The sequence below is a fragment of the Prevotella melaninogenica ATCC 25845 genome, assembly GCF_000144405.1.
Lineage (GTDB): Bacteria > Bacteroidota > Bacteroidia > Bacteroidales > Bacteroidaceae > Prevotella > Prevotella melaninogenica.
The window spans coordinates 962,501-976,739 of the sequence record NC_014371.1; the positions used below are offsets into that span (position 1 = coordinate 962,501).

At 43.0% G+C, this 14,239-nt stretch carries 7 protein-coding genes, 1 tRNA gene and 1 rRNA gene; 3 read left to right on the plus strand and 6 right to left on the minus strand.

Translation table 11 applies throughout. From position 1 onward, the window contains the following. Window positions 1-25: 25 nt before the first annotated feature. From HMPREF0659_RS10795 to HMPREF0659_RS10815, 5 genes are all read right to left on the minus strand, one after another. A tRNA-Ile gene (locus HMPREF0659_RS10795) sits at window positions 26-99 on the minus strand. Between the two features lie 186 nt (window positions 100-285). Then, window positions 286-1,816: ribosomal RNA gene (locus HMPREF0659_RS10800) — 16S ribosomal RNA — on the minus strand. A 529-nt stretch (window positions 1,817-2,345) separates the two neighbouring features. After that, entirely contained in the window at window positions 2,346-5,216 is a 2,871-nt protein-coding gene (locus HMPREF0659_RS10805) for a cation-translocating P-type ATPase (protein WP_044046109.1), read from the minus strand. A 437-nt stretch (window positions 5,217-5,653) separates the two neighbouring features. Next, window positions 5,654-6,187 carry an HXXEE domain-containing protein gene (locus tag HMPREF0659_RS10810; protein ID WP_013265277.1) on the minus strand — a complete coding sequence of 178 codons (534 nt, stop codon included), beginning with the start codon at window positions 6,185-6,187 and terminating at the stop codon, window positions 5,654-5,656. Window positions 6,188-6,212: 25 nt separating this feature from the next. Next, complete coding sequence (locus HMPREF0659_RS10815; protein ID WP_013265378.1) at window positions 6,213-6,764, minus strand: GNAT family N-acetyltransferase; 552 nt, start codon at window positions 6,762-6,764, stop codon at window positions 6,213-6,215. A gap of 342 nt (window positions 6,765-7,106) precedes the next feature. Between HMPREF0659_RS10815 and HMPREF0659_RS10820 the strand changes: the two genes are divergently transcribed. Beyond that, window positions 7,107-8,645: a DUF438 domain-containing protein gene (locus tag HMPREF0659_RS10820; protein ID WP_013265717.1), complete on the plus strand. Its 1,539-nt coding sequence runs from the start codon at window positions 7,107-7,109 to the stop codon at window positions 8,643-8,645. Between the two features lie 393 nt (window positions 8,646-9,038). Next, window positions 9,039-9,641: a DUF4738 domain-containing protein gene (locus HMPREF0659_RS10825; protein WP_013265185.1), complete on the plus strand. Its 603-nt coding sequence runs from the start codon at window positions 9,039-9,041 to the stop codon at window positions 9,639-9,641. Window positions 9,642-9,759: 118 nt separating this feature from the next. On the opposite strand, the gene aroB is transcribed toward HMPREF0659_RS10825, so the two are convergent. Beyond that, window positions 9,760-10,806 (minus strand): 3-dehydroquinate synthase, encoded by a 1,047-nt coding sequence (aroB, locus tag HMPREF0659_RS10830; RefSeq protein WP_013265151.1) that lies wholly within the window; start codon window positions 10,804-10,806, stop codon window positions 9,760-9,762. A gap of 333 nt (window positions 10,807-11,139) precedes the next feature. Here aroB and HMPREF0659_RS10835 point away from each other — a divergent pair, with 333 nt between their 5' ends. Next, window positions 11,140-14,115, plus strand: coding sequence for a TonB-dependent receptor domain-containing protein (locus HMPREF0659_RS10835; RefSeq protein ID WP_013265694.1), 2,976 nt, complete (start codon window positions 11,140-11,142; stop codon window positions 14,113-14,115). The last annotated feature ends 124 nt before the right edge of the window (window positions 14,116-14,239 follow it).

Sequence of the window (14,239 nt, forward strand, 5' to 3'; positions counted from 1 at the left end):
TACACATTGGCTTAACGCCGATGTGTAGTCCCAGGCAGACTTGAACTGCCGACCTCCACATTATCAGTGTGGCGCTCTAACCAACTGAGCTATAGGACTGAGTTGGAAGAAAGCACTGCGGCTTCTCATGCCAGACTTCCTTTCTCTTATTCTTAAAACAGAGTGCAGTGAGTACAAGAAGAAAAACGAACCAAAGGTTCTTTTATTTCCTTGATTACCGTTAACTTCTTGACATGTATACTTAAATACTTATCAACTAAATCAACTAATAAGCATCCTCTCCAGAAAGGAGGTGTTCCAGCCGCACCTTCCGGTACGGCTACCTTGTTACGACTTAGCCCCAATCACCAGTTTTGCCCTAGGCCGATCCTTGCGGTCACGGACTTCAGGCACCCCCGGCTTTCATGGCTTGACGGGCGGTGTGTACAAGGCCCGGGAACGTATTCACCGCGCCATGGCTGATGCGCGATTACTAGCGAATCCAGCTTCGTGGGGTCGGGTTGCAGACCCCAGTCCGAACTGGGACCGGCTTTCAAGATTGGATGCAATTTGCATTACACCGTCCCTCTGTACCGGCCATTGTAACACGTGTGTAGCCCCGGACGTAAGGGCCGTGCTGATTTGACGTCATCCCCACCTTCCTCACACCTTACGGTGGCAGTGTCTCCAGAGTGCCCAGCTTAACCTGATGGCAACTGAAGAGAGGGGTTGCGCTCGTTATGGCACTTAAGCCGACACCTCACGGCACGAGCTGACGACAACCATGCAGCACCTTCACAGAGACCCCGAAGGGCGTCATTATCTCTAAATCCTTCCTCTGCAATTCAAGCCCGGGTAAGGTTCCTCGCGTATCATCGAATTAAACCACATGTTCCTCCGCTTGTGCGGGCCCCCGTCAATTCCTTTGAGTTTCACCGTTGCCGGCGTACTCCCCAGGTGGGATGCTTAATGCTTTCGCTTAGCCGCTGATACCAGGTACCAACAGCGGGCATCCATCGTTTACTGTGCGGACTACCAGGGTATCTAATCCTGTTTGATACCCGCACCTTCGAGCTTAAGCGTCAGTTGCGCTCCCGTCAGCTGCCTTCGCAATCGGAGTTCTTCGTCATATCTAAGCATTTCACCGCTACACGACGAATTCCGCCAACGTTGTGCGTACTCAAGGAAACCAGTATGCGCTGCAATTCAGACGTTGAGCGTCTACATTTCACAACACACTTAATCTCCAGCCTACGCTCCCTTTAAACCCAATAAATCCGGATAACGCCTGGACCTTCCGTATTACCGCGGCTGCTGGCACGGAATTAGCCGGTCCTTATTCGTATGGTACCTGCAAATAGGGACACGTCCCTAACTTTATCCCCATACAAAAGCAGTTTACAACCCATAGGGCCGTCATCCTGCACGCTACTTGGCTGGTTCAGACTTCCGTCCATTGACCAATATTCCTCACTGCTGCCTCCCGTAGGAGTTTGGACCGTGTCTCAGTTCCAATGTGGGGGACCTTCCTCTCAGAACCCCTACTGATCGTTGCCTTGGTGGGCCGTTACCCCGCCAACAAGCTAATCAGACGCATCCCCATCCATTACCGATAAATCTTTACTTCAAATCTGATGCCGTCATCGAAGACTATGCGGTATTAGTCTGCCTTTCGGCAGGTTATCCCACAGTAATGGGAAGGTTGGATACGCGTTACTCACCCGTGCGCCGGTCGACGTCCAAAGAGTGCAAGCACTCAATGCCGTTTCCCCTCAACTTGCATGTGTTAAGCCTGTAGCTAGCGTTCATCCTGAGCCAGGATCAAACTCTCCATTGTAAAATATGTGTTGGTGATAAGTGATAGGTGATAATGAATACCAATATCCCCAAGCACTCCACCGAGTAATCTCTGTTTCAGAACGCTTATCCTAAAAGTATCAAGTAAAAAGCACCTTTTCTTTTGTTCCTTTAGTTTTGAGGCGATGCCTCAAAAGCAGGGACAATGAATTGATCGGTTCGTTTCTTTTACCCATCCATTTGATATAAAATCAAACAGACGCTTCTTGTACTACTTCTCTGTTTATGTAAATCTTTTCAAAGAACTCTTTCTTTACTGCTTTAAGTAACTTGCCAGGTGGCTTGTTTTGTAAAGCGAATGCAAAGTTATAGACTTTCTGTGTAATCTCCAAATGTTTTGAGAGAAAATTTTATCGAAAAAGTGTTTTTTCTTCGTTAGAGAGGAAATAAACCGTATTACACCTTATTATATATATCAATCCACGATAAAACTTTCTGTAATCACAGCACCATGGACAATTCCATCAAAATGTTCAATCACTCACAAAAGGGGGCATCCCCCCATTCAGTTATTCTTTAGACGACTTTATCAAATGCCAAACCTCTCTAACCCATAAGACTAAAGAGGAACCAATCAAGATGATAGCCCAATCTTCAAAAGATAGACCACCCTTAACGATATTAAAGAACTTCTGCAGAATAGGAAGTTCCACCATCGCAATCTGTCCAATGAAGATAATTGAGATAATAAAGAGCAATCCACGACACCCCTTAAAATGAAGCGCACTACGTCCAGTTTCAAAAGCACGCGCATTGAACAGATAAAAGAAATGCGTCATCACAAAGATAGTAAAAATCAAAGTCAGCTCATATGGGCTAAGTCCATTAACCTCACCAAGCTGCAAATGAAGAATATCTCTCAATGCAGTAATATCAGCATGCTCAAATATATAGAGCAAAACCAATAGCAGCACAAAGAAGAAACCACCCACACCAATGATATTCCAGCCCATAGAACGATTGATAATAAAGGCATTCCTATCACGTGGACTATCCTTCATCACTTTCTCTGACGGAGGTAAAGAAGCCAACGCCATTGCAGCAAAGGTATCCATAATAAGATTTACCCACAGCATCTGCGTTACCGTCAGCGGAGATTCCGTACCCATAAACGCACCAGCAAGTACGAGGAAACAAGCCGCAACATTGACGGTTAGCTGAAAGAGTAAGAAACGTTGTATATTCTGATAAAGCGAACGTCCCCACATCACAGCCTTACCAATACTACTAAAAGAATTATCGATAATCGTAATATCCGAAGCCTCCTTAGCAACAGAAGTACCATCACCCATCGAAAGTCCCACATGAGCCGCTTGTAGCGCAGGTGCATCGTTGGTTCCATCTCCCGTAACAGCGACCACCTCATTACAACGCTGCAATGATTCCACAAGACGTTTCTTATCTAACGGACGAGCACGAGAGATAATCTTCAGATCCTTCACCCGCTTATCCAATTCATCATCAGAAAGAGCAGCAAAGTCAGGACCACTAATAATATTCTTATCCGTATCATTACTTGTCCACAAGCCAATTTGTCTACCTATCTCCTTTGCCGTCCTTGCGGTATCACCTGTAACTATCTTCACATCAATACCCGCCTTCATACATTCAGCCACAGCCCCAGGCACATCACTTCTCACAGGGTCGCTAATTGCGACAATACCCTGAAAAGTTAGATTATCAGCAACAACCCGTCCATCCTTAAAGACCTCTGTCTTACGATCTATAATCTGATAGGCAAAGCCCAAAGTTCGCATAGCCTGCTCCTGATAGCCTTCCAACTGATGTTCAATCTCCTCTTTCGGCACATTACAATCAGTTTGTTTGCAAAGACCATAGACAATCTCTGGCGCACCCTTCACATAGAGAATCTGCTTATCCTCCATCAAAGCAGAGTTTACAAGCACTGCCATATACTTCCGTTCCGTAGTAAAAGGGAGTTCATCAATAACCTGCACAGCCTCTCTCAGTTCCTGATAAGAAACCTGATTATCCTTCAACCAAAGTAGTAATGCTCCTTCAGTAGGATTGCCCAAAACCTTAGGATTACTTGCATCCGTATAATCTATTGAGGCAGTAGAATTGACAGCTATCCCCTCTTTCAACAAACAAGAAGCAAGACCATCATCTAATGTCTGATTAGCTAAAGCATAGAATTGAGTTTGATAAATACGCATCTGATTCTGCGTCAGCGTACCCGTCTTATCCGTACAGATAACTGTTGTAGCCCCCATTGTCTCACACGCATGCATCTTACGTACAAGATTATTGGTCTTCATCATTCGGCGCATACTATAAGCCAAGCTCAACGTCACAGCCATAGGAAGGCCTTCTGGCACTGCAACAACAATCAATGTAACGGCAATCATCATTGTATTCAGTGCATGAGCAAGCAATCCTGCCATACTCTTATCAGGCATAAGGCAATCGTGGAAAACAATCACACACGCCATCAGAATACAGAAATACGCTATAGTGCTAATTGTTTTCGAATACCATTTCCAACCATCAAACTTCGTGATAACAAGCCAAAAAAATACGATTGTAGGAATGGTTAAGGTCCAAACAATAGGACTCCAATGGAAAAACACCATTAATCTACCTACAATGATAAGTCCTGCAAAGACGTAACTTAGTTTAGTAATAAGCACACTCAGTCCATCAAGTTGCTCACTAAGAGGTGTTTTAACGCTATCATCAATTTGTGCAGCCTCAAACACCTTACCATTTTCAGTCCTATCGCCTACAGCCTCAACCTGAAAGATACCATGCCCCTCCATTACCTTCGTACCACGTAACACCTGGTTCGTAGCGTATGAAGCATCCTTTTCAAACTCCTCTTCTTTTACCGATTTATAGGCAGGTACGCTCTCTCCATTCAGTGTAGACTCATCAACATGCAATGAGATAGCCTCCAACAACCTACCGTCAGCAGGAATCTCAGCACCCGTATTGATAATAACAATATCGCCAACTACAATATCTTTTTTAGCAACAGTTGTTGTATTTCCATTTCTGATAACCTCTACCTCCTCTTCATCGTTCACTTGATTGAGAATAGCAAACTCTTTATCCGCTTTTAATTCAAAGAAGAAAGCAATCGTCGTAGCCAAGAAGATAGCGAGGAATATACCGACTGGTTCGAAGAAAACGGCTGCGCCATCTTCAACATGAAGGCCCCAATACTCCCAACAAGAGATAGCAATAGAGAGAAAACCCGCAATAAGCAGAATAATAATCAGTGGGTCTTCAAACTTTTCCAAGAACTGTTTCCATAGTGGTTCCTTCTCTCGGGGTGTTAGCACATTAGCCCCATATTGCTCACGACTCTTCAACACCTCTGTGTCAGTCAATCCTTCATAATGTTTCTTTTGCTTCATAATAATCTTAGCAAGTTTATTTAGATGGACTTAATCCTATCCTACAATTAATAAGCAGATAGCAGTTCCTTTCACTAATTCCTAATCCTTTCATAACTTTATAAACTTTGATATATCTGTTTGCAAAGTTACAAATAATCTGATTATAATCCACATTTCTGTAACATTACAAGTCATATTCTCAACTATTTTTAATGAATTACAGAAGAATATCAGGGCAAAACAATGTTTTCGTTATCATATTCTTTTCCAACAATTCTGGTATAATTATTATCCCTATACATAATGCTTTTGCAAAACTTAATCATAATGCTATGAATATTACATAGAAATTATGGCAAAGATAATAAATTTATGAGGAAGAATACAACTGATTTCTTGTTCTTACATTCCACGCTTCTTTGTTTATCTTATAATATTCTTCCATCATTTATTTCTTATTTATTACCTTCTTCCCAACGTTGAAACCTATCCATAAAGAAGAATGCAGAAAACACGCTTAGTATGGTAAGAACAATACCAATAACTGCCCATAAAACCATTTGCGAGAAGGATAGAACTGTTACTTTTGAGAATTCAACAAAAGAATAGATGCAGTAAGGCAATGTTAGGAGGCTTGTAATGATAACTGGCACATACTTTCGATATACAATCCACTGTACGATATGCATTAACAAGTGAACGGAATATCCTGTCAATGCAGCAAACCACAATTGATATTGACCTGTCCAAACCGAGCAAAACGAAACAACAGAAACAAGTATGAACTCGTGAGCAGTTCCAACGGCAAAGGTGGAAGTGGAATAATCGAAAGGTCCATGTCGAGTAAAGAACGACTCGATTTTAGGAAATCGTTTTCTCAATTCTCCCCTATTCCTGTCAATCCAACGCCTAAACATAATAATTTCCTCGTATTCGTGAATCATAAATACGACAAGGAAAAGCATAATTATTAAGTTTATTTTTGTCATAACCTCTTTTGTAATTTATTTCAAACTACCGACGCAGTTTCTTCCAATCGTCTAAAGTGATTTTAGTAAAATGTTCTGTGCGAACCTCATTTAACATTGGAACAGGTTTATTGCCTTCTGTATGACTGTAAACGGATCCGCATTTCTCTTGTACTCGTTTTGATTTCTCGTTGCCATCGTAGTACCCACACCAAACTGTAGTTTTCCCTAAGTCCTCAAACGCATACCGAAGCAATTCGTTTACGGCTTCAGGTATCAAGCCTTGTCCCCAATAGGGTTCACCAATCCAATAACCTATCTCACACTCGTTGTCTGCCATATCTGCGCTTTTGACTTCACTTCTTACAGCCATTATTCCAACGCAACCGATAGCTTCACCTGTTTCTTTCAACACAACCGCATAGGTTTCAGGAGCAGAGAATGCTACCTTTATAATCTCACGACTGTTCTCTACACTTGTATGCGGTGGCCAACCAGCAATCAGACCAACGTTTGGATTCCGAGCATATTTGTATAATGCTTCAGCATCGCTTTCTTTCCACGCTCTCAATAGCAGGCGTTTTGTTTGTAGTCCCATACTTTTTTCTTATACGTTATCTGTTGTAATGTCTAAAGAGGTCAAACTTTCTATTTCTTGTGACGATAGATAAAGTCCGAGCTTTCGGTTTTTTTCTCTCATGCACAAGAAGGTCATAAATTATCCCTAAAATAATTTATCCAACGAAACTATGGCAAAGATAATAAATTATGGGAAAGTAAAGAAATAATAGAAGGTAAAACATTAATCATTCAAACCATTACATAAATCCAAATAACAAATTATCATTATTTAACTAAATAAGGTAACATATGTTATCTTTGTATTTCCCAATAACTCAGTATCTTTGCATTAGAAATAATAAAAATCAGTAACAAAGTTATGGCAAATAAGATGAAAGACTTTCTCCCAGCAATTGAGATGGAGAAAATGCAGGCAATGCTTGAGCTTGAAGAAAAGTATGAAACAGGACAGCTCTCATTAGAAGAGGCACGCGAAGTGATGAAGACAAAGATAGGAAAGATTCGCCCTTATCACCTTGCCTTCATCGAACAAAACATGAAGTCGCGTGAGGACGACGAGTGTATCCGTGCAGACATGCGCAAGATTATTGAACTCGTTGAAGGTTTCATGGACTACAGCCGCCCTGATGTACCAGAGGATCACCCACTCTCACATTATTATAAAGAGAATGACGAGATGCGAAGACTGCTCCTTGCGGTCGAGGATCTTGTACAATATCCTGTCATTAAAAACCAGTGGTTAGAACTCTACGACCAGATTCGTCAGTATCCTATCCACTATCACCGTAAGCAGAATCAGCTCTATCCACTTTTGGAGAAGAAAGGATTCGACCGCCCAACGACAACAATGTGGAACTTTGACGACATCGTTCGTGATGAGATTAAGGATTCACTCCGACTCTTAGAGGCTGGCGAAGATGAAGCTTTCATCGCTAAACAAAATGAGCTTATCGCCTATGCACGCGACTTGATGGAAAAGGAGGAGACTATCCTCTACCCTACTTCATACGCTCTTATCTCGGCAGAGGAGTTTGAGGACATGAAGTCGGGCGACCAAGAGATTGGTTTTGCCTTCTTCAAAGTAGACACACCATCAACACCCAACACTCAACACTCAACACCTCAAAAGGGCTTTGCAGAAGACCTGCAGGCATTGCTCAGCAAGTATGGCTACTCTGCAGGACCACAGCAGGAGTTGGATGTGGCAACAGGTAAGCTGACCTTAGAGCAGATAAACCTTATCTATAAGCATCTGCCAGTAGACATCTCTTTCGTAGACGAGAACGAATTGGTGAAGTTCTATTCAGATACCGACCATCGTATCTTCCCAAGATCGAAGAATGTTATCGGACGACAGGTGTCTAACTGCCACCCACGTAAGAGTGTACACATCGTTGAGGAAATCGTAGAGAAATTCCGTAGTGGCGAACAAGATAAAGCCGAGTTCTGGATTAACAAGCCAGAAGTGTTTATCTACATCGTTTACTTTGCTGTGCGCGATGCAGAAGGTCGCTTCCGTGGTGTACTCGAGATGATGCAGGATTGCACACATATCCGTGAGTTGACAGGTTCACAGACCTTGCTGACATGGGCTGGAAAAGAAGAGGAAAGTGCTGCAAACACTACTCCTTCTGACAATGAAGACGACGAAGCGTCTGCTGCACAATCAGACACTCCTATTGAGATAACACCAGACACACGTCTGAAAGACCTCTTTACAGCTTATCCAAATCTGAAGAAAGAACTCGCTTCTCGCTATCCATCTTTCAAAATGCTAAACACACCATTGGGTAAGTTGATTCTCAAGAAAGCTACTGTCCGCACCGCTTCTGAGCGTTCAGGATTGGGTGAAGAGAAGTTTATCAATTTACTAAAGGAGTGCATCAAAGACGCCTAAGGTGGTCTTTTCACTCATTGTGTAACAGGTTGTTTCTCAATAAAATCTCTTTAGGATGCACATTTCGTGCATCCTTTTTTTATATCCAGCATTTTCATCCTAACTCATTAGCATCGATAAGCTACGTGTTGACGCCTAACACCAACGGTGTGGAGCGTCCGCACCATTGGTGCGCAGGGTCAACACCATTTTAATAGTGACTTTATGCTGAGCATACTAATGAGAGATTCATGTTTGATTAGCGATCTCAGGAAATAGAGAATCTACCTCTTTATATCCTATCCATATCCTTATAATCCGGTATCGTTACCCCACTTGAAAAGCTATCTTTTACACTTCATTCTTGCAGGGTTCAAAGAAAATACGTACTTTTGCGTACAAGAATTACGCATTATGACAAGAAAGATATTTCAATTATTAAGCTTGGGCTTGATACTTTTTGGTATCACAGCCTGCAAGCAAGAAAAGAAATCAAACGATATTATCACCAAGATAGCACCTAAACCAAAGGTACCAAGCGGTCCACAGCCAATGACCGACTTCAAATATGAGAAGAAGATAGAATGGATGGGTAGTACCTATACGATTCGTATCCACCGCTTTGCAGACAAGTCATTGTCAATCGTCAGTGATGAAGACGGACGTAAATACTACGATAACAAGTTCCAAGTACAGATTCTTCGTCAAGATGGTTCATCTTTTTATGAGCGTACACTTACGAAAGATGATTTTAGAGAATACACTGATAACCAATATGGTAAGGATGGCGCACTGATTGGTTTCATGTTCGACCGTGCAGAGGGTAACAAACTCTACTTTGGTGCAAGTGTGGGTTCACCTGATCCAAAGAGCGATGAGTATGTACCATTGGATGTAACCATCGATAATATGAGCCGCATGCGAATCAGTAAGGCTACACAACTTGATACACCAAGCGACCAGCCACAACAACAGCCAAAGAGTGAGTTGGAGAAGGCAGAGGAAGAGGGGGTGTAAAAAGCCTCCCCCGACCCCTCCAAAGGAGGGGAGTGCTAATAGGATAAGATTGGTGATTAGGCTTAAGCCTTATTAGTCTTATTAGCCTTATTAGCCTTATTAGCCCAATACCCTTTACTTACCCCTCACGCACAAAGTCAAGGGCTTCCTTAACTTCATCCTCACTGACAGACTGGTTGATACGGACATCACCAATACCACCTAAGAGCGTAACATTGATTTCATTACCACGATTCTTTTTATCATGGTGCATGAACTCAATGAGTTTAGGATAATCATTACATGTAATAGCTAATGTGCCATAATACTCACGAATGAAGTTGACCGTCTGACGCATACGTTCCGTTGGGAAGCCAGTCTTCACAACAGACAGATAAAGCTCAGCTATCAAGCCGAAAGCCACTGCATAACCATGAAGAATTGGATTCTTTTCTAATGACCATGACTCAAAAGCATGACCAAAAGTATGTCCGAGATTTAATACCTTTCTAATACCCTTTTCATGTGGGTCTTCCTGAACAATACACTCCTTTACCTGCACACTCTTACAAAGCATTCCGCTCAATTGCTGTAAGTCTGGCTGTGCAAGATTAAAGTTTATCAGCTCTGCCCACATTGCTTCATCAGCTATCAAACCATGTTTCAACATCTCAGCATAACCACTTCGGATGTTTTCCGTATCGAGTGTTTTAAGCCATTCGGTGTTAAGGAGAACGACATCAGCCTCACTAAACACGCCAATCTCATTCTTCAATCCTCCGAAGTTCACACCCGTCTTACCACCCACACTGGCATCTACCATCGCAAGCAATGTAGTTGGAATATTAATAAAATTGATTCCACGCTTGAAGGTTGAGGCAGCAAAACCACCAAGATCGGTCACCATACCACCACCAAGGTTTATCAACAGTGAGTGGCGTGTGGCTCCTCCCTGCTGCAATGCTTCCCATACAGAAGCCAACGTGTCAAGCGTCTTACTGCTATCAGTCGTACCAATCGTAATTACTTGTGCCTGCTTCAGACAGAAATCATCCTTGATAAGTTCCCAACATTTCTCATGTGTCGTCTCATCAACGAGTACAAAGATCTTATCCTTCTCACATTCTGAGATGGCTGTTGCCAATTCACGCTTGAACTGTTTTGATATAATAATATTCTGTCTCATAAGCTTTCTCCTTTAATATTCAATACAAAAATACGCCTTTTCTTTTTACACAAACATAGAATTACATAGTTATTTCACACACTTTAATACTCAAATCAATGTTTTTGCGCACATCACTTACTCCGTGTGCAGTGTTTGCAAGTTGTTTACTATCAAATGACTTCAGCACCACTAAAGAACCAATAACATTCTGCCCTAAACTCCAAACACCTCTTATATATAAGCATCTTGAAATCTTTTTTCAATAAAATATTAACCTGCATTAAACCTTATCACATTCTCGTCGTCATATATATCGTTCAACGACAAGATTTAGAAATTAACAATAAACTTATGGTAAAAAGACTGTTGACATTTGTTCTTCTGCTGACTGGCTCTATATCGATGCTGGCACAGAACCGAACAATTACAGGATCACTCTACGATGGAGAGTTAAAAGAGAAGGTACCATTTGCTGTTGTTCAGCTGTTGAAGCAGGACAGTAGCTATGTTGTTGGTGCCACATCAGATGAAGCAGGAAGCTTTAAGATTACGGCTCCGAGCAATGGACGATTCATCTTGAAAGCATCTTATGTAGGTTACAAGACTATTTTTCAGAACATTACCATTGCCAATGAGCAGGATGTGGCAGTGGGTCAGTTAGACTTCCAAGTAGACTCACGCACTTTGAAAGAGGTGAAAGTTGTGGCAAGTGCACCGAAAGTTGTCGTAAAAGCCGACACCTTCCAGTACAATGCTTCGGCTTATCGCGTACCAGAAGGTTCGACGATTGAGGCTCTTGTAAAGAGATTACCTGGTGCGGAAGTGTCGAGTGATGGAACCATTAAGATTAATGGTAAGGAAGTTAAGAAGATACTTGTTGATGGAAAGGAGTTCATGGTGGGCGATACCAAGACCGCGATGAAGAATCTCCCTACCTCTATCGTACAAACTATTAAGGCTTACGACCAAAAGAGTGACTTGAGTCGTGTGACGGGTATCGATGATGGTAACGAGTCAACTGTACTCGACTTTGGTATCAAAGCGGGAATGAACAAGGGTTTATTCTCTAATATTGACCTCGGTATCGGTACGCATAACCGCTATTCAGAGAAGGCGATGGGCGCTTATTTCAACAATAAGTTCCGTATGATGGGCTTTGCATCAGCCAATAATGTCAACGACATGGGCTTCGGTGGTGGTCCACGTGGCGGTTTCGGTGGCGTAAGACAGGGATTGAATGCGACCAAGATGGTGGGTCTGAACATGAATTATGACAATGGGAACACCCTGCAGTGGGATGGTAGTGTGCGTTGGAACCACTCTAATGGCGACCTGAATACACGTGTATCAAGTGAGAACTTCGTAGCAAGTCAGGGCTCATTTGCCAACCGTCTCGCACAAGAATACACCAGAACGAACTCTTGGGACGGCCGTTTCCGCTTGGAGTGGCGACCTGACTCTGTATGGAATATTATGTTCCGACCAAACATCAGACTCACTAAGAACGACGGACAGGTGGTTAGTTCTTCTGCTGCCTATAACGCTGACCCATACGAAACAGTTGATGATCCATTGTCAGCAGCCTCTATCGCACAGCTGAAAGCATTGGGAACGATGGTGAATACACAGCGTAATATGACCATAAGTTATGGTAATACCACCGCTTTGGGTGCTATGCTGCAGGTGAATCGCAAGCTCTCAAGCAACGGAAGAAACGTTACTTTGCGCGTAGATGGTAACTATAGTGATTCGGATTCAAAGACCTTCTCAACGCAAGATATTCAGTATTTCCAGTTGCAAGATGCACTCGGGAACGACTCTACTTATCGTGCCTATCGTTACAACCTTATGCCAACAAAGAGTTGGGACTATGCCCTACAGGCTACTTATAGCGAGCCAATAGCCCGCAAGACTTACCTGCAGTTCAGCTATCAGTTTAAGTATGGCTTCTCAAAGAGCGACCGTGACACCTACGATCTCTCTGCTATGCCTTCAGGAACCTTCGGTAGTCTGCAACCAGCTTATCGTTCATGGGACAATTATCTCGGACTGCTGACCAATCCTTTGGCAAGCTATCTCGATGATAACTTGAGTCGTTACTCTGAGTATCGCACCTATACACACGACATGCAGGTGATGATGCGAATGATTCGTGATAAGTGGAAGATGAACGTGGGTGTGATGTTCCAGCCACAGCACTCTACTTACATGCAGGATTACCTCGGGGTACACGTTGACACAGCGCGCACTGTATTCAACTGGAGTCCTAATTTCGACTTCCGTTATAAGTTCAGCGAGCAGAGCAATCTGCGTATCAATTATAAGGGTACTATCACTCAACCTACGATGAGTCAGCTGTTGAGTATCGTCGACAACACTGACCCACAGAATATTTCAGTTGGTAACCCTGGTTTGAAGCCAGCCTTCACCAATAACTTCCGCTTGTTCTATAACACGTACAAGCAGAGTCATTCACAGGCGCTGATGACTTTCGCGAACTTCTCAACGACACGAAATGCAATTGGCAACAGTGTGACCTACGATGCGATCACAGGTGCACGTACGATACGGCCAGTGAACGTAAATGGTAACTGGGATGCTGATGCAGGATTGATGTATAACACAAGTATCGACTCTGCTGGCGTATGGAATCTCCACACCTTTACGCGTGCTAACTTCAATCGTTACGTCAGCTATCTGCAGCTTAACAGAACAAGCAACTTAGAGAAGAATATAACGAAGTCATTGACCTTAGGAGAACGACTCGCTGCCAGCTATCGTACCTCTTGGTTAGAACTGGAGTTAGACGGTTCAGTAGATTATACGAACACGAAGAATAATCTTCAGAGTATGAGCAATCTACGTACATGGCAGTTTGCATATGGTGGTACGTTGAGTCTTAACCTCCCTTGGAACATGAGCATTTCGACCGACCTTCACCAGAACAGTCGTCGTGGATATAGCGATGCCTCATTGAACACCAATGAGCTACTTTGGAATGCGCAAATCTCACAGAGTATGTTGAAAGGCAATGCACTGACCTTCAGTTTGCAGTTCTATGACATCTTACGTCAGCAGAGCAACCTCTCACGTGTCATCAACTCTATGAGCCGTACAGATACTGAATACAATAGTATTAACAGCTATATCATGCTGCGTGCTACCTACCGTTTGAACCTCTTTGGTGGTAAGAACGCTATGCCTAAACCAAAGGATAGTCCAGACTTCGACCGCAATGGTCCTGGTATGGGTCCACGTCCAAATGGTCGTCCTTCTGGCAACGGTGGCGGTCGTCCTCCTATGGGCGGTGGATTCGGTGGATTCTAACAGCCTCACCCCCAATCCCTCTCCGAATGGAGAAGAAGAAGCCTCACCCCCAACCCCTCTCCGAATGGAGAGGGGAGTAGTCACCGATATCCCCTACAAGATTGATTGGTATTATAGATTAATA

Excerpts from the sequence above, each read along its gene's own strand:
- HMPREF0659_RS10805 (WP_044046109.1), bottom strand. The coding sequence starts at position 5,216 with ATGAAGCAAAAGAAACATTATGAAGGATTGACTGACACAGAGGTGTTG.
- HMPREF0659_RS10810 (WP_013265277.1), bottom strand. The coding sequence starts at position 6,187 with ATGACAAAAATAAACTTAATAATTATGCTTTTCCTTGTCGTATTTATG.
- HMPREF0659_RS10815 (WP_013265378.1), bottom strand. The coding sequence starts at position 6,764 with ATGGGACTACAAACAAAACGCCTGCTATTGAGAGCGTGGAAAGAAAGC.
- HMPREF0659_RS10820 (WP_013265717.1), top strand. The coding sequence starts at position 7,107 with ATGGCAAATAAGATGAAAGACTTTCTCCCAGCAATTGAGATGGAGAAA.
- HMPREF0659_RS10825 (WP_013265185.1), top strand. The coding sequence starts at position 9,039 with ATGACAAGAAAGATATTTCAATTATTAAGCTTGGGCTTGATACTTTTT.
- aroB (WP_013265151.1), bottom strand. The coding sequence starts at position 10,806 with ATGAGACAGAATATTATTATATCAAAACAGTTCAAGCGTGAATTGGCA.
- HMPREF0659_RS10835 (WP_013265694.1), top strand. The coding sequence starts at position 11,140 with ATGGTAAAAAGACTGTTGACATTTGTTCTTCTGCTGACTGGCTCTATA.